Annotated in this window: 26 protein-coding genes; 2 read left to right on the top strand and 24 right to left on the bottom strand. The window is 41.0% G+C overall.

What is annotated here, in order from left to right:
* Window positions 1-17: 17 nt before the first annotated feature.
* The 19 genes from ACU696_RS19790 to ACU696_RS19880 all read right to left on the bottom strand — a co-directional run bounded on the left by ACU696_RS19790 (window position 18) and on the right by ACU696_RS19880 (window position 15063).
* Entirely contained in the window at window positions 18-323 is a 306-nt protein-coding gene (locus ACU696_RS19790) for a type II toxin-antitoxin system RelE/ParE family toxin (RefSeq protein ID WP_196719647.1), read from the bottom strand.
* Window positions 316-558 (bottom strand): type II toxin-antitoxin system ParD family antitoxin, encoded by a 243-nt coding sequence (locus ACU696_RS19795; RefSeq protein WP_004907981.1) that lies wholly within the window; start codon window positions 556-558, stop codon window positions 316-318. Before ACU696_RS19795 ends, ACU696_RS19790 begins: the two co-directional genes overlap by 8 nt.
* Before the next feature lie 74 nt (window positions 559-632).
* Window positions 633-968 carry a tRNA-binding protein gene (locus ACU696_RS19800; protein ID WP_196719646.1) on the bottom strand — a complete coding sequence of 112 codons (336 nt, stop codon included), beginning with the start codon at window positions 966-968 and terminating at the stop codon, window positions 633-635.
* Window positions 969-1163: 195 nt separating this feature from the next.
* Complete coding sequence (locus ACU696_RS19805) at window positions 1164-1490, bottom strand: DMT family transporter (RefSeq protein ID WP_004907976.1); 327 nt, start codon at window positions 1488-1490, stop codon at window positions 1164-1166.
* 21 nt (window positions 1491-1511) lie between these two features.
* Complete coding sequence (locus ACU696_RS19810; RefSeq protein ID WP_004907975.1) at window positions 1512-1940, bottom strand: DMT family transporter; 429 nt, start codon at window positions 1938-1940, stop codon at window positions 1512-1514.
* Window positions 1941-2001: 61 nt separating this feature from the next.
* Window positions 2002-2694: a hypothetical protein gene (locus tag ACU696_RS19815; protein ID WP_196719645.1), complete on the bottom strand. Its 693-nt coding sequence runs from the start codon at window positions 2692-2694 to the stop codon at window positions 2002-2004.
* Window positions 2695-2708: 14 nt separating this feature from the next.
* Window positions 2709-3353 carry a phosphate propanoyltransferase gene (locus ACU696_RS19820; RefSeq protein ID WP_004907971.1) on the bottom strand — a complete coding sequence of 215 codons (645 nt, stop codon included), beginning with the start codon at window positions 3351-3353 and terminating at the stop codon, window positions 2709-2711.
* On the bottom strand, window positions 3350-3787 hold the full coding sequence (locus ACU696_RS19825) for a BMC domain-containing protein (RefSeq protein ID WP_196719644.1): 438 nt from the start codon (window positions 3785-3787) through the stop codon (window positions 3350-3352). Before ACU696_RS19825 ends, ACU696_RS19820 begins: the two co-directional genes overlap by 4 nt.
* Before the next feature lie 13 nt (window positions 3788-3800).
* Window positions 3801-4751: a choline TMA-lyase-activating enzyme gene (gene cutD / locus ACU696_RS19830; protein ID WP_042851506.1), complete on the bottom strand. Its 951-nt coding sequence runs from the start codon at window positions 4749-4751 to the stop codon at window positions 3801-3803.
* A gap of 93 nt (window positions 4752-4844) precedes the next feature.
* Window positions 4845-8276, bottom strand: a complete 3432-nt coding sequence (cutC, locus tag ACU696_RS19835; RefSeq protein WP_109912645.1) for a choline trimethylamine-lyase — start codon at window positions 8274-8276, stop codon at window positions 4845-4847.
* Window positions 8277-8334: 58 nt separating this feature from the next.
* Window positions 8335-9465 (bottom strand): 1-propanol dehydrogenase PduQ, encoded by a 1131-nt coding sequence (locus ACU696_RS19840; protein WP_110731649.1) that lies wholly within the window; start codon window positions 9463-9465, stop codon window positions 8335-8337.
* A 7-nt stretch (window positions 9466-9472) separates the two neighbouring features.
* Window positions 9473-9730, bottom strand: coding sequence for a EutN/CcmL family microcompartment protein (locus tag ACU696_RS19845; protein ID WP_004259057.1), 258 nt, complete (start codon window positions 9728-9730; stop codon window positions 9473-9475).
* A 26-nt stretch (window positions 9731-9756) separates the two neighbouring features.
* Complete coding sequence (locus ACU696_RS19850) at window positions 9757-11391, bottom strand: acetaldehyde dehydrogenase (acetylating) (protein WP_123382243.1); 1635 nt, start codon at window positions 11389-11391, stop codon at window positions 9757-9759.
* Window positions 11392-11461: 70 nt separating this feature from the next.
* Window positions 11462-11740, bottom strand: a complete 279-nt coding sequence (locus tag ACU696_RS19855) for a BMC domain-containing protein (protein WP_004259063.1) — start codon at window positions 11738-11740, stop codon at window positions 11462-11464.
* 15 nt (window positions 11741-11755) lie between these two features.
* On the bottom strand, window positions 11756-12040 hold the full coding sequence (locus ACU696_RS19860; RefSeq protein ID WP_004907958.1) for a BMC domain-containing protein: 285 nt from the start codon (window positions 12038-12040) through the stop codon (window positions 11756-11758).
* A 20-nt stretch (window positions 12041-12060) separates the two neighbouring features.
* Window positions 12061-12339 carry a BMC domain-containing protein gene (locus ACU696_RS19865; RefSeq protein ID WP_004249182.1) on the bottom strand — a complete coding sequence of 93 codons (279 nt, stop codon included), beginning with the start codon at window positions 12337-12339 and terminating at the stop codon, window positions 12061-12063.
* 714 nt (window positions 12340-13053) lie between these two features.
* The gene (locus ACU696_RS19870) at window positions 13054-13572 is read right to left on the bottom strand and encodes a FidL-like protein (RefSeq protein WP_447343214.1); all 519 of its coding nucleotides are present in this window, start codon (window positions 13570-13572) and stop codon (window positions 13054-13056) included.
* On the bottom strand, window positions 13569-14411 hold the full coding sequence (locus tag ACU696_RS19875) for a transcriptional regulator (RefSeq protein WP_110731647.1): 843 nt from the start codon (window positions 14409-14411) through the stop codon (window positions 13569-13571). Before ACU696_RS19875 ends, ACU696_RS19870 begins: the two co-directional genes overlap by 4 nt.
* 79 nt (window positions 14412-14490) lie before the next feature.
* Window positions 14491-15063, bottom strand: coding sequence for a TetR/AcrR family transcriptional regulator (locus ACU696_RS19880; protein ID WP_115168321.1), 573 nt, complete (start codon window positions 15061-15063; stop codon window positions 14491-14493).
* Window positions 15064-15365: 302 nt separating this feature from the next.
* Here ACU696_RS19880 and ACU696_RS19885 point away from each other — a divergent pair, with 302 nt between their 5' ends.
* Window positions 15366-15923, top strand: coding sequence for an NADPH-dependent FMN reductase (locus ACU696_RS19885; protein WP_109912649.1), 558 nt, complete (start codon window positions 15366-15368; stop codon window positions 15921-15923).
* Between the two features lie 241 nt (window positions 15924-16164).
* Here ACU696_RS19885 and potD read toward each other — a convergent pair whose 3' ends face one another.
* The 4 genes from potD to potA form a co-directional block, all read right to left on the bottom strand.
* Window positions 16165-17214: a spermidine/putrescine ABC transporter substrate-binding protein PotD gene (potD, locus tag ACU696_RS19890; RefSeq protein ID WP_004907947.1), complete on the bottom strand. Its 1050-nt coding sequence runs from the start codon at window positions 17212-17214 to the stop codon at window positions 16165-16167.
* A gap of 159 nt (window positions 17215-17373) precedes the next feature.
* Entirely contained in the window at window positions 17374-18162 is a 789-nt protein-coding gene (gene potC / locus ACU696_RS19895) for a spermidine/putrescine ABC transporter permease PotC (RefSeq protein WP_004907946.1), read from the bottom strand.
* On the bottom strand, window positions 18159-19022 hold the full coding sequence (gene potB / locus ACU696_RS19900) for a spermidine/putrescine ABC transporter permease PotB (protein WP_004907944.1): 864 nt from the start codon (window positions 19020-19022) through the stop codon (window positions 18159-18161). Before potB ends, potC begins: the two co-directional genes overlap by 4 nt.
* Entirely contained in the window at window positions 19009-20118 is a 1110-nt protein-coding gene (potA, locus tag ACU696_RS19905; RefSeq protein WP_209101813.1) for a spermidine/putrescine ABC transporter ATP-binding protein PotA, read from the bottom strand. Before potA ends, potB begins: the two co-directional genes overlap by 14 nt.
* A gap of 859 nt (window positions 20119-20977) precedes the next feature.
* On the opposite strand from potA, the gene ACU696_RS19910 reads away from it, so the two are divergent.
* Window positions 20978-22624: a fumarate hydratase gene (locus ACU696_RS19910; RefSeq protein ID WP_109912651.1), complete on the top strand. Its 1647-nt coding sequence runs from the start codon at window positions 20978-20980 to the stop codon at window positions 22622-22624.
* A 141-nt stretch (window positions 22625-22765) separates the two neighbouring features.
* On the opposite strand, the gene ACU696_RS19915 is transcribed toward ACU696_RS19910, so the two are convergent.
* A partial coding sequence (locus tag ACU696_RS19915) for a fimbrial protein (protein WP_447343215.1) occupies window positions 22766-23156 on the bottom strand: 391 nt, incomplete at its 5' end.

Raw genomic sequence — 23156 nt, forward strand, 5'->3', positions numbered from 1 at the left:
TAGAAGAAGTGACCAGCCTATTTAGTAAATTCATCAAAATAGAAGTATTTCAGCGGTTCCATTTGCTGGTGAAGAACACGCATAACAAAGATATCGTTGGTTCTATGTCGATAAAAAATGACATGCTTAGAATGATTATAACGTCTAATTCCCACTGAAATTTCCGCACACTCCAGTCCTATCAAAGGATTGGAGCTAAGCATTTCTAATACGCAATGTAAACTTTTTGTATACTCATCCGCTTTCCTGACACCAAAATTGATTAAAGTATATTCAAATATTCCTTCAAAATCTTTAGCGGCTAAGTTAGAAAGTTTATACATTATGTGCATTCTTCACTTTCTTGGCGATATCGTGGAGTGTTAATGATGATTCACCGCTTTTTTCACCGGCATCAATTAGCATCTTTAATGCTGCCGTTTGTTTTTCTTGAGCTTCAAGTAAACGCAGTGCGGAGCGAACGACTTCACTTGTAGAGCCATACCTTCCAGACGAAATCAGTTGATTTACAAATTCATCTAATTGCGCTCCGATTGTCACACTTGTGGTACGAGCCATAGGATCACCTTTGTGTTAATTATTAACACAAATATTTTAGTGGGTTATCGCTATAAAATCAATCCATGTAGTCATTAGGCTAGAAGCGCACCATTCGGCAAAGGTAAGTTAAACTCTGCAAGGACAATTGCCCCTGTTTCATCGGGAGCCCCGGTAATTAATACTTCAGATTTGATCCCCGCGATTCGCTTAACCTCAAAATTGCACACGCATAACACCTGCTTACCAATCAAATCTTCTGGCGTATAATTGACGGTGATCTGTGCGCTTGAGCACTTGATACCCAATTCACCTAGGTCGACTTCCATCACATAAGCTGGTTTTTTGGCTTTACTGTTAATTTGTGCACTAACAATGGTACCCACACGCATTTCAACACGGGTAAAATCGTCCCATTCAATAATTTTCATAAATCTATTCCTGAATTAAATCACTTATGTGTAATAAGTTAACATACAACAGATTTTGCATTTTATCGCCAGAACGTCATTTTATGTAGCCAGACCACCACGGGTTAGGAAGATAGGCAAAAAATAGCCCTCATTAGAAATTGAGGGCAAAAGATACAAGACAGGAAATAGGTTGAAATAAAAATTTCTTGTTAATTACATTGTTGAAAATGTATTCATAATGATCCCACCAGAGATAATTAATCCCATCGCAAATACCGCTGGAAAATCCGGTTTTTGTTTATATAAAATCATAGAAACTAAAGTTACACCGACAATACCAAACCCACACCACAGTGAATACGCCACACCGACGGGGATATAACCCATTGCACGAGTTAAGGCAAAATAGCATAAACAATAAGCAATAATAACTAATACCGATGGACCTAATTTGCTAAAGCTATTAGTCTTTTTAATCATTGAGGTGCCCGTTATTTCAGAGCCAATAGAAAGCGCTAACCATAAAAATCCAGTAAACATAATATTCCCCTTAGCGTTGATTTAATGAGCAGTGTTATTTTTTGCGGATATTAATGAAGACTCAGTTTCATCTTTCGATGATTCTGTTTCTTCTGGGTCATCTGAGCCCATCTTGGAGAATAGATTCATGATCACAATACCACTTGCAATCACCACCATTCCAATTATGGCCGCAGTATCTGGATGTTGACCATAAAACAACATGCCCAGCGTAGAAACCATTAAAATTCCTGTACCTGACCATGTAGCATAAGCTAAACCAACTGGAATATATTTTACTGCGCGAGAGAGTGAGTAATAACAAATAACATACAACACAACGATTAATGCCAATAATAATGATTTGGTCATGCCTTCACTGTTATCAAACATTTTTAAGGTCGATGTGGCTGAGGTTTCAGAAATAATAACCGCCAGCATCCAAAGCCATGACTTTGCTTTAGGGGACATAGATAATACTCCTACGATAAATAGAAAGATTAAAATTAATTTTTAATTTGATTAAATAGCTTTATTTTTTAAGAGACTTTAAATAATCGATTGCTGAATCCGTTAATTTATTTTCATTCGCACAGTACCCCCTAGGGTTATTCATTACTTCTTTTAAAGTAATATAGCGACTTGGGTGTTCATTATTTATTTCAGGTTTTAAACATTCAGAAAGTTCATTCGTTGATATTTTCTTTTCTATTTCATTTAATGAATCGAAATGAATACCTAACTTGATAGCCTTACTAATATTTTCTTTAATCAGACGATTATAATTTTCATTTTTATTTAAACCTAAAACCTGACTTAATTCACTTTCAGGGCAGCAATGGTATTTCAATGCCAATATAGGCATGTTTTGTGATAAGGCACACAAGACTAATTCACTTTCTTCACTGGCAAACAAACCATTGGCTATCTCACCAACTACTTTTGCATCAATAAAAGGTAAAAACAGGCTGTCATAATGACTTAACCCATTTATTGATAAGGTGTGTTTATTTATAACACTTCCCAGTTCAGCCCATTTTTCAACTTGGGAAGACTGAAGCATGGATGCGGTGGCATAAAAGGAAAAAGCCACAGACTCTAGCTGTGCCAGCCTTTGGTAAATGGCTTGCTGGTACCCCTCAACTGGCGATAGCACAACCAAAACTTGTCGCTTTAACTGACGTAAAACTTGCTGCACAATTTGTTCAATCAGTTTTTCGTTCATTTTGCCACCATCCCTTAACCCGCGATGAATACGCTATCGTTATTACGTAATCCCGCAGCATTCGCCTCATCAGTATCGATATGAAACTCAAGGGAAAATCGCTCATCAACCCTCACGACAACCTCATCGAACACCAAGCGACGCTCACCTTCTGTACGGATATTCACTTTTTGCCCATTCACCACATTTAAGGCTCTCGCATCCATCACACTCATATGAATATGGCGCTGAGCACAAATGACTTGTGATTCAAGATTGACATGCCCTGCGGGGCCAATCAGTAAAGCATTGCCTGAACCTGCCATGTCACCAGACTCTCTTACCGGCGCTTTTATACCAAGGGCAAAGCAGTCGGCCTTAGACACTTCGAGCTGCGTTTTTGGGCGAACGGGTCCCAATACTCTGACTTTGCTAATCGACCCTTTTGGCCCCACCACCATGACGCATTCTTTCGCAGCAAATTGCCCCGGCTGTTTTAAATCTTTGAATGGCGTTAGCTGATAACCTTGGCCAAACAAGGCTTCAACGTCCTGCTGTGAAAGATGAACATGGCGGTTAGATATTCCGACAGGGATAGCAATGTTAGCGACACCTGCTTGTGCTGGTGTGTAAGCTGAAAGCCGAGCCAGTATTTTCCCCATCAATTGCTCATTCATCATGATTTTTTCCCTTTACGCAGGTCATTTTTGACATCTTTCGCATTGATGTCGGTTTTGACTTCAGCCACTGGTGCTTCCGTTTTAGTTTCAACGACCACTTTTTCCACTAGTTTTTCGGCTTTCACTTCCGGCTGAATACTTTTCTCTAATTCGCCTTTTTTGCTTTTCACGGTAAGCAGTTTGCTGATAACACTTTCTTCTGGGCGAGCAATGACTAATGAGCCGACTAATAGTTGGCTATTCGCGATGACCTCAATGCCGTGGTCAACCGCAGTACGAACCGCACTGATTTCCCCTTGAAAACAAACGGATACCAGTCCAGAACCTATTTTTCGATAACCTACAATTTCTACGCTGGCTGCTTTGCATGCCGCATCTGCAGCCTGTATAGCGGATGTCAGTCCCCGAGTTTCAATTACGCCTAAACTTTTCATCTGTCTCTCCTACTTAGTGACGAACCAGTCGAATATCGAAATCAAATTGTTTGAAGAATGCTTCAAGTTGGTCTAATTCTTCTGCACTATAGGTTGGGTCTTGCTTAACGGGATAAATCATATCCAGCTTGTCGTATTTACCACGCCCCAACTGGTGATAAGGCAGAATATCGATGCGTTTTACATTGCCGCGTTTGGACAATTCCATCGCATAGTGAATCGCCCCCGTGATGGCATCAAAGGAGTCGTTATAACCACGAACGAGTGGCATTCTGACGACGACGTTCGCGCCGAGATCAACCAGTCTTTCGAGGTTGCGGCGAACATTTTCATTACCAATGCCGAATAGGTTTTTATGCTGAACAGTATCAATGTGCTTAATGTCATAGAGGAACAGGTCGACAACTTCAGATAACTTTTCATAATTTTCTAATGATGTCGTCCCTTGGGTTTCTATCGCCGTATTGATCATCATTTTTTTACACTCCCGCAGCAGCGCGACGGCAAAATCGGTTTGTAGGCTCATTTCGCCACCACCGATTGTTACGCCACCACCAGAAGAAATATAAAAATCATAATCTTGCATAATGATGTCCATCATTTCAGCTACCGTGACATCTTTCCCCATGATGTCTAACGCACCACCAATACACACCTCTTCGCATTTACGACAACCAATGCAGTCAATGCTGCGATTCACACGGTGAATTTGTTCACCTTGGTCATTAATGGTTTTGTAGTGGATCCCTGTAGGGCAGACATCAACACATTTCCCACAATTGACGCATTTATCGTGGGAAAACATCACTTGGAACTGGCTGCTTAACCCTTCAGGGTTAGCACACCAAGGGCAACGAATATTGCACCCTTTTAAGAAAATCAGCGTCCGAATACCGTCGCCATCATAAATCGAGTATTTTTGGATATTAAATATCCGACCTTTAATTTCTGCCGCGCTCATCATTGCACCTCTAAAATCAGTTCAAAATTTATTATTGTTGTTATTAAATAGCCGGTATGACATGGCAGGTATGAAGCCATACCTGCCAGCGTTGATTTAGAACTTCTCAATCACAGTACGGCTAATAATTTCATCTTGAACCTCTTTACAAAGTTCGACGAAGTAGGCACTGTAACCTGCAACACGAACGATTAAATCACGATATTTTTCAGGCTCTTGCTGGGCTTTTTTCAGCATTTCGTTATCGACATAGCTGAACTGCATTTGGCCATTGCCTAAGATAGACGCGGTTCTCAACAAGGTGATTAAACCGTGACGACCTTCTGGTGTGTCCAATAAGCCTTTTAAGAACTTAAAGTTATGCACCATGCCAATGTTCATCGTTTCAACATTCATTTTACTGATTGATTTAATGATGGCAGTTGGACCTTGTTTATCCGCACCTTGTGTCGGGCTGATACCATCTGATAACGGCATCCAAGCCAAGCGACCATTGGCACTCGCGGCGGTTAACTCACCAATCGGCGTGTTGTTAGAGATGGATAAGGTTCCGTGGCTCAGTGTTGAATACAACATGTCGTACTTACGGCACTCACGCTCTGTCCACTCCGTAATATCCAGCGCATATTGGTCAACGTAGTCATCATCGTTACCAAATTTAGGTGCATTTAAGCAGTCACGGCGTAGTTCGTCGTAGCCTTCAAAGTTTGCTAATAAGCCATCACGAATTTGCTCAAGTGTGTAGCGGCCATCTTCGTAAACCAATTTGCGAATAGCGACAATCGAGTCAACATAGGTCGCCAGACCAGAGAAAATCAGCCCTGGGCCGTGGTTGATCATCGCCCCACCTGCCGCAACGTCCTTGCCTTTTTCCATACAGCCTTCCACCAGCAAGGACATTAATGGTTTTGGTGCCACATCACGGTGAACACGTTGGCTGATGACGGTACCGATAGCGGATAAGCGAACAATATGAGCTATCTGCGCTTTCACAGCATTATCAAAGTCTTCGAATGTTTTTAGCTCACGTAAGTCACCGGTATCTAAACCTTGATAGCTATCGAATAACACCATGCGGCCACGGTTTAATACGAATTCAATCGCAATTGGCCATTGGGTGTAACCCGTTGAAGTCCATTGATAAATACGGCCAGATTTCTGTGGCTCTACACAGCCCATCAAGCAGTAATCACGCGCATCTTCAAAGTCAAAACCTTTACGCAGCATCATTTTGATGTGGGAATCATCGAAGTGACAGGCAGGGAAGCCCATACCGGCTTTCACCACATCAACGATTTTTTCCATGTATTTCTGTGGTGATTGGTTATGAATACGGCAAGCCAGAGATGGCTGATACACTTTAACAAAGCGAACCGCATCCATAATTAAGTAGGTTAAGTCGTTACATGCATCGCCACCTGAACGTTTTTGTCCACCCACTGTTAAGTTGATAAATGGCTGATAACCTGCGAAATATTTCGCGCCTAATTCACTCGACATCCACATTAATTCCGCACATTTGATAATAAATGCCTGCATCATTTCTAATGCTTGGTCTTGGGTTAAGCGGCCTGTTTTGATGTCGTTTTCGTACATTGGTAAGCAATATTGGTCAAGACGTCCCAAAGAAAGGCCAGTTTGGTTTTCTTCGATTTCAAACAGTGACTCAACTGTCCAAATGCTTTGTAATGCTTCTTGTAACGTCACCGGCGGATTCGCTGGCACGTTTTCGTTGACTTGTGCGATAGTCAGCAATTCTTCACGGCGTTTTTGGTCTGACTCCAGCACCGCTAATTCGCGAGCATGGGCAGCAATGCGGTGTGAATACGCAATCACCCCTTCACAGGTTTCAATTGACGCTTTATAGAAATAAATGCGATCAATATCATCAGGGTTTTCCATGCTTAATTCAGCCAGTTTCGCCTGAGCATCTGCTTTGATGCCATTCATTCCTTTGGTGAATAACAACACGTCATAACCGGGGCAAGTATCCCCACCGCCATTGATTTGGTGATAAGACAAGTCACTGACGAAAGTTTCACCACTGAATTCCCAGACTCCCGCTTCACGGTATTGAGCTTCACAAATTTCATCCAGTGAACGGCCTTCCCAGAATGGAGCGATTTCCTCGCGGATCACTTTTTTATCTTCTTCAGAGATAACAAACGGATCTTGTGGACGTGTGCTCATTGTATCGAGTTCTTCGACTACCCAGCGCCATGCGATATCCGGTGAGAATGCACCTGCGCGGGCTTTACCACATGGATGCCCCACAATCAGCTCTTCAGGTTGAATTAAGATTGGTGCAGTTTCACAAGCACGGCGGAATGCTTTCGCACGCAATAAAATTGGCGGTAAACCTGGGTTATTTTTGACAACTTCAGTAAAAGCGAGTGCGCGGTAGATAGACACGCTTGGACGCGCTTCTAAGTAACGGTTACGCAAGCGCTGTAAGCGAGGCGTTAAACCTTCCATGACTTTGAATTCAGTTTCAGCTTGAGCTGCCGGCGCAACATAGCTGGCATTTGGTGCTGCATATTGCGGCTGAACGCTATTTTTTCCACAATATAAACGGACTTTCAATCCATTATTGATAGCGCTGATGTTTTCATGTGCGGATAACATCATGGCTGATAATTCGTTAAGGCATACGCGTGGGTCATTCAGATAAATGCCGTCTTTCAATGCATCAAACATTGGGTAGCCATCAACTTGCTTGGTTGAGCGAACTTCAGAGAGTTCAGCCAGTTTCAACCATAAACTTTCTACAATTTCATAAGCTTGTGCTTGGGTCAAACGGCCTTGTTCAATATCACGTTGGTAGAATGGATAGACCGCTTTATCGAATCCCATTGGGTTAACGGCATAGCTACCATTTTCTAAATGCAGGATTAATTGAAGTAAGTAGAAAGCTTGGCACGCTTCTTTAAAAGTTTGCGCCGGTTTTGCCGGTACATTGCGTAAAATCGCTGCACTTTCTTGTAATTCTGCACGACGGTATTGATTAGATTCTGCCGCTGCCATGCTCTCTGCTTTAGAAGCTAAAGCTTGTGCAAAATGAATGGCCGCATCACATGCGTAAATTGCCGAACGGCAGTTATTTGCCTCATCAATACTATTGCGACTGACCGCACTACCAATGTTTCTAACTTTGTTCTCTAACTGTGCTTTGATAGCTAAAAAGCCGATGTTTAATACCGCTAAGTAATCTGGCGCATCGATGGTGCTATCGCCAGCTAAAAAGGTATAAATACTGTGGCTATTGATTTCATTTTCAGTATGAAAAATCGCTCCGCGAGGGGTCGATGATTGGCTACCAATAATCAGCTCATCTTGAGCAATAAATGCCGGAAAATGACGGATAAATTCATAAAAACGTTGGGCAGGTTTAATCGCCTGCGGTGCGCCAGACAGTTGGTTGCCAAGCGCTTCTAAAATATTGGCACGTTCAGTAATAATTGAGCTGTTGCGGGCACTTAAGCGTTCAGCCAGCATTTTTACGCGTGGGGTCAAAGCATATTTATTCATGTTAGCCTATCCTGATGTTCTTTCTAGTTTGTTGTTCATCACATAAAAGCGTTAACTGTTAAAAAGACTGTCTATACAGCACTTCCAGTTGCACCTTGCTCACATCCCGTGGATTGGTCGGAGTGCAACTATCGCGCAGTGCTTGCCCAACCATTTCCCCTAAACGGGCGTTAAAATCGAATTCATTAGTGCCGGTTGCTTGAATGCCTTTTGGCATATTCATTTCATCTTTCAATACGTTGATTGCCACAATTAGGCTTTCAACACCTTCACGTATTGTTGAGGCAGGTAAACTTAAATTTTTTGCGAGATGGGCATAACGTTTTGCAGCTTCGTTATCGCATCGCCCTTCTAAATCCGCATTGAAAGCCACGACTTGCGCCATCAACAACGCATTGGCACGGCCATGAGGAATATGGAATACGCCGCCTAATGCATGGGCTAAGCTATGCGTTATTCCCAATGAGGCATTGGTAAAAGCCATTCCCGCAATACATGACGCGTTATGCATTTTTTCGCGAGCCACTAAGTTGCTACCATCGCGATAGCAGTCAATTAAATGGCCGAACACTAATTGCACCGCTTTTTCAGCTAAGGCATCAGAAAAGTCAGATGCAGTGCGAGAAACATAGGCTTCTAGCGCGTGGCATAGCACGTCCATACCTGTGTCTGCCGTAATAGAAGCGGGTACTGACTTCACCAGTGCAGGGTCTAAGATAGCCACATCTGGCAGCATGAACTCATCAACCAAAACCAGTTTTTCAGACTGGGATTTGATCACTGAAAACGACGTCACTTCTGAGCCCGTCCCACTGGTAGTTGGGATGGCAATAAACTGTGGTTTAACGCGGCTGACGTCTTTTTTTGTGTGCCAGAGGGAGTAAATAACAGCTTTCGCAGCATCAATAACCGACCCACCACCGAGTGCAATCACCACATCTGGATATTGCATATCCATGATTTTCATACCGTTAACAATGGCTGAAATATCAGGATCTGGCTTAACATCATCGTAAATTGAAAATGTGATGCCACTTTGGGTTAACCTGCGAGTGACTTCATCGGCTAAGCCAAACTTCACCATCGCTTTGTCAGTGACGATAAAGGCATGGTGAGCACTCATGTGTGAGATAAAGTCCAATGCATTCGCACCGAATTGAACTTTAGGTTTAATCAAAAACTGGTTCATGCTGTTTTTACTCCTTGGTATAAACCTTCTCAACAATGGCAACCACTGACATGGCTTTGTAATTGTCTTTATTCAAAGCGAAGTAAGCTTCAGCTAAAACAATGTCGTTAATACCTGCGCCAACACTGTCGACTGCCACATACGTTTTGTTTTTCAACGGTTCAAGGTCATCCCCTAGCTTGGTTACCATCAATAAGTTACTGCCGCTAAGTTCTTGGCATTTCTGCGTTGCAACAACATGTCCAACTACCTTTGCGAGGATCATGGTTTATACCGCCTTATTCCAATAAGTTACTTATTTAGGCGTCCGAGAACGGCCTTGATGATTTGCTCAACATTTTCTTCAGTAATATCACCTTGAGAAACCACTGCCTCAGCAATCGCAGCCGTCGTTGCCGTACTGCCAAATCGGTCGTCGCCTGTTGGGTTAGCAGTCACCGCTGACGTTGTCGCTGCAACAGGGTTACGGAAGCGGTTATCATCAAAAATGCTGACTTGCGGTTGATTGCCAGCTGCTGATACCGCTGGCTGGGTAGAAGTACAAGACTGGGCGGGCTGTCTTAAATCATCAATGGAACGTACGCCATAACCGACTTTACGGATGTTCAGCAAGTTCATCGGGCCGACGTTATCGGAGCTAGAGCCACCACCTACTGCGCCACAACCCAGTGTTAACGCTGGCGTGATATTGGTCGTTGCGCCGATCCCACCCAATGCAGCCGGTGTATTAATCAAAATGCGATTAACGGGTTTTTCCAGAGAAAATTGACGAATAACATCTTCGTTTTGTGTGTGAATAACCAAAGTATGGCCGAGACCTTCATTGGTCAGTAAGTCAACTACACGGTGACAAGCTGACTGCCAGTCTTCCTCGATATACATCCCTAAAATTGGGCATAATTTTTCCCGGGAGTATGGGTTTTTCGGTGATACCGTGTCTTGCAGAGCAATCAATACACGCGTATTAGCTGGAACAGTGAAACCTGCACGCTGGCTTAATGTGATGGCATCTTTACCCACCACTTCTGGGTTGATAGTGCCATTCGCTCTTAGCAGCATGGATGCCATGCGTTTCGCTTCGTCTTCATTCATGAAGTAAGCGCCTTGAGCGAGCAGTTCACGATGAACTTCGTTGTAAATGCAACGTTCTACAATGATGGATTGTTCTGAAGCGCAAATGACACCGTTATCAAAAGTTTTACTGGTGATGATGTCACTCACCGCTTGTTTGATATTGGCGCTACGTTCAATAAATGCAGGGCCATTACCTGGACCGCCACTAATGGTTGGTGTACCGGATGCGTAAGCTGCGCGTACCATGCCTTCACCTCCCGTTGCCAAAATTAAAGAAACGTCTTTGCTGTGCATCAGTTCTTTCGTTGCTTCAAGAGTCAACATCGTGACGCCATCCACAATACCCGCTGGTGCCCCTGCTTCTAATGCGGCTTTTTTGACAATTTCTAATGTACGAAAACTACAGGCTTTCGCATTTGGGTGAGGGGAAAAGACAATGGCATTACCTGCCTTCAAGGCAATCAACGTTTTGTAGATGATGGTAGATGTTGGGTTAGTAGAAGGTACTAACGCCGTAATCACACCAAGAGGGACACCCACATCCATAACTTTGTTGATTTTGTCATCATTAATGATGCCAACGGTTTTGAGATCTTTAATGTGTTCATAAACACGTATTGAAGCAAAAGTGTTCTTCAGGACTTTATCTTGCCACTTACCGAACCCTGTTTCTTCATTGGCCATTTTTGCCAGCTCTTCTGCATGAAGTGCCGACTCAATCGCGATGTGCTTAACAATACTGTCGATTTTTTCCTGCGAAAATGTCGCAAATTCTTTCTGTGCTTGTTTCGCGTTTCTAACCAGCTCTCTTGCTAGTTGTCTGGATTGCAGATCTTTATCTAATGCAACCATGTCTTCCCCCGTATCGGAGTCAAAAATTAACTCATTAACTTGTGGTTTTATTTACTAATCAGCCAACAACTTAGGCTTTGTGTTGCTGTGCAATTTTGCCAATATCGTTGTGTGGTCTTGCAATAACACGTGAAGTCACCACAGTTCCGATACGTTTTGCCGCCTCAACACCAGACTCAACAGCAGCGTTAACGGCACCGACATCACCTTTAACCATTGCTGTTACTAGCCCTGAACCCACATTTTCATAACCAATTAGCTCAACATTCGCGGCTTTACACATGGCATCAGCAGCTTCAATACACGCCACTAAACCTTTGGTTTCAATTAGACCAAGTGCTTCTTTCATAAGTAATTTCCTGTTTTATTCCGTGACTTTATACTGGGAGACGATTTTTTGGATATCGTTATGAGGACGTGCGATAACCAAAGATGTCACGACGGTGCCAACGCGAGAGGCAGATTCAACACCTGAATCTACGGCAGCTTTCACTGCGCCCACATCGCCCTTGACCATGGCGGTAACTAAACCTGACCCAACATTTTCATAACCAATCAGCACAACGTTTGCGGCTTTGCACATCGAGTCCGCAGCTTCAATACAAGCCACTAACCCTTGAGTTTCAATAAGACCTAATGCGTCACCCATGTTTTTTCCTCCGGAAAAAGTTATGCCTTATGTTTAATAACGATTTTGTTGATATCGTTGTGTGGACGCGCAATGACCAGTGAAGTCACGACTTCGCCAACACGTTGAGCTGACTCAACGCCTGAATCGACAGCCGCTTTGACTGCACCCACATCGCCTTTGACCATCGCAGTCACGAGGCCTGAACCGACATTTTCATAGCCAATTAGCTCAACATTCGCCGCTTTGCACATGGCATCCGCCGCTTCAATACAAGCCACCAGACCTTTAGTTTCAATAAGACCTAATGCATCACCCATTGTTGTTTCCTCCGAAAAGCCTTCTTTGTTTTTCTTTACCGCTGATGCTTCAAGTTGATGTGTCCGAGTACATGTCCCTTGAAGAATCTGGGTAATCATTTACGCCAATGGTGTCTGCGCGGTGATTTATTGAACGCAGCCTTTGGCTTCAAACTCACTATAGAGCTGAAAAATAAAAACAAAATATAAATCCACGCATTCATTATAATTAGTTTTTTACTCTGAAAATTAGAGTAATTTAGTAGTCGATTCATATAACCATGCTAAAAAAAATAAAAATTCACGTATCTATCTGGAGAGTGAAAATGGATAAAAAACAGAATTGATGTTAATCAATGGAATTGTTAACAAGATATTATCGAGCTGATAAGTGGGGGTAATTTAGAGAGTAATAACTGTGGGGCGGCTCACCTGCTTATAAGCTTTGCTAAGCCGTTGTTGATAGAATAGTTGATTCTCTGTTGCAGGATATCAGAATAAAGCACATAAATGCGGTTGGGCTAATGACGGTAAAAAATGTAACACACATCTAGGTGACAAGAGTAAATTAGCGCCGTCAGTCGTAGTACAATTTGATGTATCGTGCAAATATACAAGGCGGCTAAAGCTGTATCGTGTCACAATAATTTAAGTTCATGGAGGAAGGTAAATAGCCTAGATAACTCAGGAAGGGATCAATAAAATACCTCGTCTCGCCTTTTAATCATCCTGCGATTAATCAAACTTACTGCCCGGCTTGAGTGTACAAATATAAAGAGGGGAATTGATTGAGCTTAGTAATAAGGCTTTGTCATTGAGCTTTTGCGCATTCAGAAACAAACCGTCATGGCTATCTGATATTTCTCGCATAAAGTAATCAAATATTACATCGGGAGATTCATCAATAGAAGAAGCACTCGCTTCCCATTGGCTAATATTATAGTGTCGTTCAGTAGGCGAAATGCGCTTTGTCGTATAGTTAAATTTCACATAGCGTTGTAAATACAACCATCCCGCTTTGGAGTCGGTATAACCTTCTACTACAATTGATCCTTTTCCATTCGCGCCAAAATTGAAGTGAATATTGCCATTAACGTTTTCATCTTTCATGTTTTCAAAACGCATGATGCCTTTCGTGGAACACACCATTAAACCATCTTGTTTATTTGAAAATAAAACCGATTGAGTGTAAATCACTACAATAATAAATAGTAAAAAGCTCAGTAAGCATAATACTTTTCCTGATATCTTCATGATGGTTTCCAAGAATAGTAAAAGTAATTATCGCAATAGCTAAAGGGATTGTCTTCATTGACTGCGCAATGCGCTAGGAACACTCGCCCCAGTCCATTTGTTTGCAGTTTATCGCCATAGAAAAAAACAAATCGTTCTTTCTCAACACATTCTAGATTTAAGTTATCTCTTACTTTATCAAAGTTTTGTACATAGTTTAGTGCTACGGTGTTATTGATCATTTTTTCATTCGATAACACATCACAATTAGTATGCTCAAGTACCGTCATGTTAATCGGCACTGACGGTTGGTTTGATAAATAAGCCATCGTCGCGAGTAAAACAGAACACAATAAAAAAGCACCACTAGCGAGATACCAACAAATTTCTTTTTTTTCTGGCGTCAATGTTGATTCTATTCTTTGGGGATCTTTAGGGACAGAAATGGGTTTGGGAATTGGAGATAAAACAACCGCTGCTGCTTCTATTTCACTTAAGCTAGTTATTAATTCAGTTTGAGGAATTTTAATATCATCAATTAATTCAAGGGAAACATCGGAATTAAATTCTAATCGCCCACGAGCAACTGTCACAATAATATTTTCAATACCATATGGGCGAAATGCTTTTCTTAATATACTTAGGTATTGGTTTAAATTACTGTTCGATGAAACTAATCCATTATCATCCCATACCGCTTTTAATACCTCATCTCGAGAAACAACGCCTCTGTGTTGAATAAAATAAAATAATAATGCATTGGCAGTTATCGACAGCTGTGTATCCACCTCATCTTCTTTTAAAGATAAAGTGCCATCAACTGCATCATATAGAATGAAAGCATTGATTTTATATTTCACTGTCGCCTCATGTGCTTATTTTATGAATAAAATTGCACTACCGTTATTATTACTATTTTTACTTATGTACTGTTTTTACTTATGGAATTTTTTCAAATGATATTGCCGTTAGCCGACTAACAATCGCATCACGTTCTTGCTGTGATAATGTTTCTCCCTCAGTCAATGACGAAAGCCATAACCCATCAGCCGCATAACGTACTAACGCCCCTAAATAACTGTTATCAAACTCATCGCCCTTCGCTAAATGGTTGGCTACCCAATCTCGCCAACACTGGCGTAATACAGGCTCAGTTGGCATCGCTAAGGACAGTAAGGCAAGTTGAAAACTTTCATCTGACTCTTTTAACTCACCGATGTAATGCAAATACGCACGAGAAAAGCGGCCATAAGTGTTTTGGTCATTCTCCATAATGATATTTATCCGCTCATCCATAATTTCCAGCAATTGAAGGAAAAGGGCATGAATAAGCTCTTGCTTCGAGGGAAAATGGTGCATCAATCCACCTTTACTGACACCCGCTTCTCTTGCTACTGCATTGAGAGATAACGAAGAAATCCCTTCTCTACCCGCAATAATACGAGCAGCTTTCAGTAGCTCCACTTGAAGCTTGATTGGGTCTTTTTTTCTATGCTGCGCGGATTTGTTCATGCGATGAATGATACCGACCAGTCGGTATGTTTCATTTTGACTAAAATCAAGTAACCCTGATTTGTTCATGGGTAAATCTAAATAGTGGAAGAGGACTCACAATATCGAATTATGAGCTGTTGTATCCCCATAGTTAATTTTAAAATATCAATTTTTTTTGATGCCCATTGACTTAATTAATTTAACTTAGTTTTGCACACATTCAGATTATGATGTTTAATGATAACAACGAAATAAAATTCTGAAGAAGTAATATCGGTTTGCAATATTCCTAATTAACTATCCGTGAAAGAGGTTTTATCATGTCAAATCAATACAATATTGGCGTTATTGTTGGTAGCTTACGTGCTGATTCTTACAATTTAGTTGTCGCTAAAGCCATAACTAAATTATTCCCCGCGAATTTCACGTTTAACTTTATCAATATTGGTGAACTACCTCTCTACAACCAAGATGCAGACCAAAATGTGCCCTCAGTTGTGGCCAATTTTAAATCTCAAATTAAAGCTTGTGATGGCATTATTTTTGCCACCCCTGAATATAACCGTTCAATGCCTGGCGTATTGAAAAATGCAATAGACCAAGGTTCTCGTCCATGGGGAGATAACTCGTGGGATGGTATTCCAGCAGGCGTTTTAGGTGTTTCTATTGGTAATATCAGCACAGCAATTGCCCAACAGCACTTACGCAACAGCCTGGCATTTTTAAATATGCCGACCATGAACCAGCCTGAGTGTTTCCTAAAATGGTATGACGGTATGGTCGATGAACAAGGTAACATCTCACCAAAAAGTAAAGATTTCCTACAACCGTGGGTAGATACCTTTGTGAAATTTGTTGGCCATAATGCCAAACATTAGCCTTTAAAAAAGCATCACGATTGTGATGCTTTCAGACTGCTGCCAAACCTATTATGTTTGGCAGTAAGTCTAATAGGTTTTGAAAATAAATTAGGAAAATCAATTTATTGATTTTCAGCTGATAACACAAAGCGGGAAAAACCACGCTTTTATCGCGCTTTGTCAACAACCTCAAGGCATCACGATTGTGATGCCTTTGTTTTATCTTCAAACACTATTTGGCTTACTACTAAAACAGCAATTAACGCCCTGCTTTGAGCTTTTGGAAATACTCTTCATACAGGATATTGGTATTCCCCACGTCGCTTTGCCATTCGCCTTTTTGCAGAACTTCTTCACTTGGATAAAGTGATGGGTCATTGGCAATCTCAGCAGGTAATAATTTTTTAGCGGCTAAATTTGGTGTTGGGTAACCAATAGATTCAGCCACTTGAGCCGCAATTTCTGGACGCAATAAGAAATTAATTAGCTTATGAGCCCCTTCCACATTTTTTGCATTGGCGGGAATCGCTAAGCTATCCATCCAAAAAATTCCGCCTTCTTTTGGCCATACCACTTCAATTGGTAAGCCTGCTTGCCGTGCAACGAACGCAGAGCCATTCCATAACATACCGACATCCACTTCACCTTCAATAAATGGTGTCGCTGGGTTGTCAGAGTTAAAGGCTAAAATATTTGGACGTAGTTTTTGTAGCTCTTTATAAGCTTCTTCAATTTGTTTCGGGTCAGTAGTATTACCTGAATAGCCTAATTTGGTGAGCGCGACTTGGAAAACTTCCCGTGCATCATCCATCATCAGCAGGCTATTTTTATATTCAGGCTTCCAAAAATCTGCCCATGAGGTGATAGATTGTGGGTCAACCGCTTCACCGTTAATACCAATCCCCGTAGCTCCCCAAATATAAGGTACAGAATAATCATTATTCGGGTCGAATTCTTTATGAATTAAGTTTGGATCAAGATTTTTAAAATTGGTCAGTTTGCTTTGATCAATTTTTTGTAGCATCCCTTCTTTACTCATTTTGGCAATAAAATAAGTCGAAGGTACCACCAAGTCATAAGCCCCTTCTTTATAGGTCTTTAACTTGGTATACATACTTTCGTTTGATTCATAGGTGGAGTAAATCACCTTGATGCCAGTTTCTTTGGTGAATTGCTCTAATAAACCGGGGGGAACATATTCTGTCCAGTTATAGAAATACAGTACGTCTTTGTTATCGTCAGCGGCAGTTGCCGTGCCAATACTTGCAGCCATTAACCCTGCTGCCAGTAGGTAGGACCATTTTTTCATTACTGAGTTTCCCTCAACAAAGTGTTTTTTATCCCTATATACATCAAGTAACCACTTGAGTTATTTAGGGCATATATCTTATAGGCTAAATGAAGCCCACCCTCTCGCCGCATGGCATCAAAAAGGCGCTGTTATAGAAAAACCAGCGCTACCAATCGTTTATGATCTCGCTTTTTTCGAGTATTTATCCCGCATCACCCATTGACTTAAACAAACAAGTAGCAAGGACATAATCAACAACACTGTCGCCAAAGCATTTACTTCTGGGGAAACCCCAACTTTTACCATTGAATATATTTTCAGTGGCAAAATTTCATAGCTTGGCCCCGTGACAAATGACGAAACCACCACATCGTCCATCGACAATGTAAAGCTCAGTAACCATCCTGCCACAACCGCGGGTAGCGCTAATGGCAAAATGATTTTTCTTAAAATAGTAAACTCACCCGCACCAAGGTCACGTGCCGCTTCTAGCATTTTTACATCAAAATCCTTTAACCTTGCATACACCGTCACCACCACAAAGGGTAAACAGAATGTAATATGGGAAAAAAGCAATGACCAAAAACCTAACGAGACCCCAAGGATCATAAATAGAACCAATAATGAAATCGCCATAACGATATCAGGGGACATCATTACCACAAATAACATACCACCGACGAATGGTTTCCCTCTAAAACGATAACGAAATAATGCGACAGCCGTTAGTGTACCAATGGCTGTTGCGAAGGTCGCCGATAAAACTGCCATGGTTAATGAATGCCCTGCGGCTTCTAATAAGCTATCGTTATTACTTAGTAGCTCATACCATTTGGTCGAAAACCCTTGCCACTGAATACCAAAACGCGATTCATTAAAGGAATTAACAATCAAAATGATGATTGGAATATAAAGATAAGCGTAGATGATGGCCATAAAGCCACCACGCAGAGTACGTCCGATCATTCTTCATATGCCTTTTTATTCAGAAGCTTAGCTGCTCGGTAATACACATACAGCAATAATCCCATCATCGCCGTGAGGAAAATGCTTGTTGCTGCCCCGAATGGCCAATCTCGAATATTTAAGAACTGGCTCTTAATCACGTTACCAATCAGTAGATTTTTCGCACCACCCATTAAATCCGCCACATAGAACAGCCCCATTGCAGGTAATAAAACCAGCAAGCAACCTGCAATAATTCCTGGCATCGTTAAAGGAATGATGATTTTCACGAACCGTTGAAATTTATTCGCTCCGAGATCCTTTGCAGCTTCTATATATGACTTATCCAACTTTTCAATACTTGAATACAGTGGCATCACCATAAACGGCAACAATATATAGATAAGGCCTAATATTACGGCCTCAGGTGTATACATAATTTTCAATGGTTTATCGATAACACCAACCCACAGTAAAAAGTCATTTAAGTACCCTTTGGTACTAAGAAAAACTTTTAACCCGTAAATACGAATCAATGAATTGGTCCAAAATGGCACAATTAACAAAAATAGCATCAACGGTTGTATCCGTTTCGGTAACCTTGCCAATATAAAGGCAAATGGATAGCCGATAACCAAACAGAAAAAGGTTGCTATCACCGCCATATTGAGCGAGTGCAACATGACCTCTGCATACATCGGGTCAGACAAGCGAATGTAGTTATCCCATGTAAAAACTAAGTCAACTAAGTTGGTGTCACTGCGCGTCAAAAAGCTAGTGCCAATAATCATAATATTAGGCAAAAAGACGAACAGCAGCAGCCAGGCGACCACCCCGGTGATAATAACGTTCTGCAAAATTTTATGCTTACGAATGATCATCCAGAACTACCTCCCAACTTTCAACCCAAGTTACAGCAACTTTTTGGTTAAGGGAGTGGTCGACATCGGGGTCATCTTCATTGAAGAATTCGCTTACCATGACAATTTTGCCATCTTCCATTTCAACCACTGAATCTAACGTCATGCCTTTATAGTTACGCTCACGAACGTAGCCAATCAGCCCCGGATAGTTATCTGCATCATTCACCTCTTCAACACGTAAGTCTTCGGGACGTAATAACACACTAACGTGCTGCCCTTCTTTGACAGAGAGCTCGGTAAAAATATCGCATTCGTGGCCTTCAACATTGGCACGAATACGTTTATCATCAATGCGATACAATACTTTCGCATCAAAAATATTAATTTCACCAATAAATTGAGCAACAAACAGGTTTTTTGGTTCCTCATAGATTTCACGAGGTGTTCCGTCTTGCTCAATTTTCCCTTCACGCATCACAATGATTCGATCAGACATGGCTAAGGCTTCTTCTTGATCGTGAGTCACAAAAATAAACGTGATCCCCAGTTTTCGTTGAAGCGCTTTTAGCTCATTTTGCATTTGTTTGCGCAGTTTGTAATCAAGCGCAGACAATGATTCATCCAGTAATAGGACTTTCGGGCGATTCACTACCGCACGGGCTATCGCCACACGCTGTTGTTGACCACCAGACAGTTGGTTGGGTCTACGCTCAGCAAAATCTTCTAGCTGCACCATACGTAAGGCTTGATCGACACGTTTTTGGATTTCAGCCGCAGGCGTTTTTTGCATGCGTAGGCCAAATGCCACGTTGTCGAAGACTGTCATATGAGGAAATAAAGCGTAGCTTTGGAATACGGTATTTACAAAGCGGTTTTCCGCTGGAATATCCGTAATATCTTGACTATCAAGAATAATTTGACCATCATCGACATCTTCCAGCCCAGCAATAAGACGTAAAACCGTCGTTTTACCGCAACCAGAAGGCCCCAGAATGGTCAAAAACTCACCGTTCTGAATGGTTAAGTCAAGCTCAGAAATAATTTGTTTGCCATCAAAACCTTTACTTAAAGATTTTAATTCAATGAGTGGTGTCAGAGAGGTTGTCTCAGTCATTTATTATACACTCTATCCCTAGGAATAATGCAGATAGAACCGCCACCGTTAAAGACTGTATAAGCTTGTCGGAGGTTTACTCTGTCGACTTAAGTAACATGAGTAACTAATTTTCCCCAGCAAAGCCCAAAACCAGTAGCGCCATTTAAACTTCATAAGGCATGCATGATAAACACTGTTTTTGCAAATTGAAAGCCATTTTCACAACTTCGTTTGCCTTTCATTATGAATTATCAATAAATAAAACAGATTTTTTAGAAAAATAAGCGACATAGCGATCTATAGAATCAGTCTGTCTATATCTATAGATTTACATGAAAAATCGGAAGGCAAAACTTAAGTTAAATTCAATGAAATTCATAGAGTTAAAATGATTCATAATAAAAATAATAATAATTATGGAATTAATAGTTTTTATTAATTTTAAATTTTTAATTCATATATTGAATGATATAAGCTTTAATTCAAGTTTTTATGATAATTATATCTGCTAGATATATATCTTGATTACACATGAAAAAAGCTAATAACTGGCAACATCTATAACAAATAATTAAAGTCGCAGTTAATAATATTATTATGTGATTTAAATCTAATTTTTATTAATCCTTGTTTTTTATCTCAATAAATTTAACCAACATCATATTATCCTTTGCATCCCTTTGAATATAATAATCAAATTGATATAATTTCAAGCTAAACTGTAACTTTTAGTGACTTATTTTGTAATTTTTGTTTCATTATTACACCTATAAATTTTACTTTGTATCTTTCGAGTTAAACTAATTAAAGAATAAGCATAAACCTACGGGTGATTATTTTTGGAAATTCCACTGAAATTAATATGTGAGTGAGCAAAATGGCCAATAAAGCGTTTTTTTACCAAGAACCTTATCCATTATCTGAGGATAAAACCGAGTATTTCCAAGTCTCTGATAAATATGTTTCTGTAGAACAATTTGCAGGCAAGCAAATTTTAAAGATTGAACCTGAAGCATTAACCCTCCTTGCGGAACATGCAATTTATGAATCCCAGTTTTTTTTAAGGGCTGCGCACCAAAAACAAGTCGCTGCTATCTTACAAGACCCAGAAGCCAGCGAAAACGACAAATATGTGGCATTGCAATTACTTCGCAATGCTGAAATTTCTGCAAAAGGTATTTTGCCAAACTGCCAAGATACCGGCACCGTTGCGGTTGTTGGGAAAAAAGGCCAACAAGTTTGGACAGACTGTGATGACGAAGAGTACCTGTCACGAGGGATTTACAACGTCTTCCAACACGAAAACCTGCGTTTTTCGCAAAATGCACCGCTAGATATGTTTAATGAAGTCAATACAGGTACAAACCTGCCAGCACAGTTTGACATTTTTGCGACCACAGGTGATGAGTATCACTTCCTGTTTGTCAATAAAGGCGGCGGTTCTGCAAATAAATCAGCACTTTATCAAGAAACAAAAGCAACCTTAACACCAGCTAAGTTAAAAAATTTCTTAATTGAAAAAATGAGAAATTTAGGAACAACAGCTTGTCCACCTTATCATATTGCTTTCGTTATCGGTGGCACCTCTGCGGAAACAACACTGAAAACAGCCAAACTCGCCTCAGCGAAATACTACGACAATCTGCCAACCACGGGTAATGAATATGGCCGAGCTTTCCGTGATATTGAGCTAGAAAATGAGTTATTAGAAGCGTCACGTCATCTTGGCTTTGGCGCCCAATTTGGTGGTAAATATTTTGCTCACGATGTGCGTGTTATTCGTTTACCTCGTCATGGCGCCTCTTGCCCAATCGGTTTAGCCATTTCTTGCTCGGCTGACCGAAATATTAAAGCTAAAATCACCAAAAGCGGTTTATGGCTTGAAAAAATGGAGCATAACCCAGCCCAATACATTCCTGAATCTATGCGTCACCAAGCTGAAGGAAAAGTGGTGCATATCGACCTCAACCGTCCAATGAAAGATATTTTGGCTGAGCTAAGTAAACACCCTGTATCGACCCGTGTTTCCCTCAGTGGCCCACTGATCATCGCTCGAGATATTGCGCATACCAAGCTTAAAGAACGTTTAGATAACGGCGAAGAATTACCACAATACTTTAAAGACCACATGGTCTATTACGCAGGGCCAGCCAAAAAACCGGAAGATATGGTTTCTGGTTCTTTAGGCCCAACAACGGGTAACCGAATGGACCCCTACGTTGACCTGTTCCAATCCCACGGTGGTAGCATGATAATGTTGGCGAAAGGCAACCGAACTCAAGCGGTAACCGATGCATGTAAGAAACACGGCGGTTTCTACTTAGGTAGTATTGGTGGTTCAGCAGCAATACTGGCGCAAGAATATGTGAAAAGCTTAAATTGCCTTGAGTACCCAGAATTAGGCATGGAAGCAATTTGGAAAATGGAAGTTGAAGGGCTGCCAGCATTCATTCTCGTTGATGACAAGGGCAATAACTTCTTTGAACAAGTCCAAAATGAGACTTGCAGTAAATGCGTTAAGTAATATTTGCCACTCTAGCGCAATGGAATGCGCTAACTTTCGTTAGCCTGTATGATTATGTTACATAGTCATACAGTTACATAGTAAAAGAGCAGGCCAAAAACCCGCTCTTTTATTATCACTCACATCAATGCATAACTAACATCAATAATAGTTAATTCGAACAATGGTTGAGGCGTTAAATCCTCCCGTTTTCACCGTTCCCGCCTTTTTAATGGTTGCACTATAATCACGCGTTACTGATGTGCTTCCTTGCGGTAAACTGCCGAAAAATTGGAAGTAATTGAATTTTATCTGATTACTTTTATCATCCATAATTGTCAAATTGGTTCCATTTTTCAAATCAATCGCATATTCGCCATTTAATGGATCGGTTGTTTCAAAATTGATATTCATCGAGAAGTTATCAAGACAACCTCTTTTCACTGCTTGAACTTGAAAATCTTTTTTAAATTCTTTCCCTTGATTCAATTCTGTGATCATTAACTGGCCAAAATCAATTTGCTGTGATTCTGGGAAAACTTTAATATCCGCA

The organism is Providencia sp. PROV_01 (assembly GCF_053098325.1).

Bases quoted from the DNA above. Each gene is read 5' to 3' on its own strand.
- ACU696_RS19805 (WP_004907976.1), bottom strand. From the start codon at position 1,490: ATGTTTACTGGATTTTTATGGTTAGCGCTTTCTATTGGCTCTGAAATA.
- ACU696_RS19850 (WP_123382243.1), bottom strand. From the start codon at position 11,391: ATGGTTGCATTAGATAAAGATCTGCAATCCAGACAACTAGCAAGAGAG.
- ACU696_RS19820 (WP_004907971.1), bottom strand. From the start codon at position 3,353: ATGATGAATGAGCAATTGATGGGGAAAATACTGGCTCGGCTTTCAGCT.
- ACU696_RS19840 (WP_110731649.1), bottom strand. From the start codon at position 9,465: ATGAACCAGTTTTTGATTAAACCTAAAGTTCAATTCGGTGCGAATGCA.
- ACU696_RS19865 (WP_004249182.1), bottom strand. From the start codon at position 12,339: ATGGGTGATGCATTAGGTCTTATTGAAACTAAAGGTCTGGTGGCTTGT.
- potD (WP_004907947.1), bottom strand. From the start codon at position 17,214: ATGAAAAAATGGTCCTACCTACTGGCAGCAGGGTTAATGGCTGCAAGT.
- ACU696_RS19810 (WP_004907975.1), bottom strand. From the start codon at position 1,940: ATGTCCCCTAAAGCAAAGTCATGGCTTTGGATGCTGGCGGTTATTATT.
- potA (WP_209101813.1), bottom strand. From the start codon at position 20,118: ATGACTGAGACAACCTCTCTGACACCACTCATTGAATTAAAATCTTTA.
- ACU696_RS19860 (WP_004907958.1), bottom strand. From the start codon at position 12,040: ATGGGTGACGCATTAGGTCTTATTGAAACTCAAGGGTTAGTGGCTTGT.
- potC (WP_004907946.1), bottom strand. From the start codon at position 18,162: ATGATCGGACGTACTCTGCGTGGTGGCTTTATGGCCATCATCTACGCT.
- ACU696_RS19910 (WP_109912651.1), top strand. From the start codon at position 20,978: ATGGCCAATAAAGCGTTTTTTTACCAAGAACCTTATCCATTATCTGAG.
- ACU696_RS19815 (WP_196719645.1), bottom strand. From the start codon at position 2,694: ATGAACGAAAAACTGATTGAACAAATTGTGCAGCAAGTTTTACGTCAG.
- ACU696_RS19800 (WP_196719646.1), bottom strand. From the start codon at position 968: ATGAAAATTATTGAATGGGACGATTTTACCCGTGTTGAAATGCGTGTG.
- ACU696_RS19825 (WP_196719644.1), bottom strand. From the start codon at position 3,787: ATGAAAAGTTTAGGCGTAATTGAAACTCGGGGACTGACATCCGCTATA.
- ACU696_RS19855 (WP_004259063.1), bottom strand. From the start codon at position 11,740: ATGAAAGAAGCACTTGGTCTAATTGAAACCAAAGGTTTAGTGGCGTGT.
- cutD (WP_042851506.1), bottom strand. From the start codon at position 4,751: ATGATGAGCGCGGCAGAAATTAAAGGTCGGATATTTAATATCCAAAAA.
- ACU696_RS19880 (WP_115168321.1), bottom strand. From the start codon at position 15,063: ATGAACAAATCCGCGCAGCATAGAAAAAAAGACCCAATCAAGCTTCAA.
- cutC (WP_109912645.1), bottom strand. From the start codon at position 8,276: ATGAATAAATATGCTTTGACCCCACGCGTAAAAATGCTGGCTGAACGC.
- ACU696_RS19790 (WP_196719647.1), bottom strand. From the start codon at position 323: ATGTATAAACTTTCTAACTTAGCCGCTAAAGATTTTGAAGGAATATTT.
- ACU696_RS19795 (WP_004907981.1), bottom strand. From the start codon at position 558: ATGGCTCGTACCACAAGTGTGACAATCGGAGCGCAATTAGATGAATTT.
- ACU696_RS19845 (WP_004259057.1), bottom strand. From the start codon at position 9,730: ATGATCCTCGCAAAGGTAGTTGGACATGTTGTTGCAACGCAGAAATGC.
- ACU696_RS19885 (WP_109912649.1), top strand. From the start codon at position 15,366: ATGTCAAATCAATACAATATTGGCGTTATTGTTGGTAGCTTACGTGCT.
- ACU696_RS19870 (WP_447343214.1), bottom strand. From the start codon at position 13,572: ATGAAGATATCAGGAAAAGTATTATGCTTACTGAGCTTTTTACTATTT.
- potB (WP_004907944.1), bottom strand. From the start codon at position 19,022: ATGATCATTCGTAAGCATAAAATTTTGCAGAACGTTATTATCACCGGG.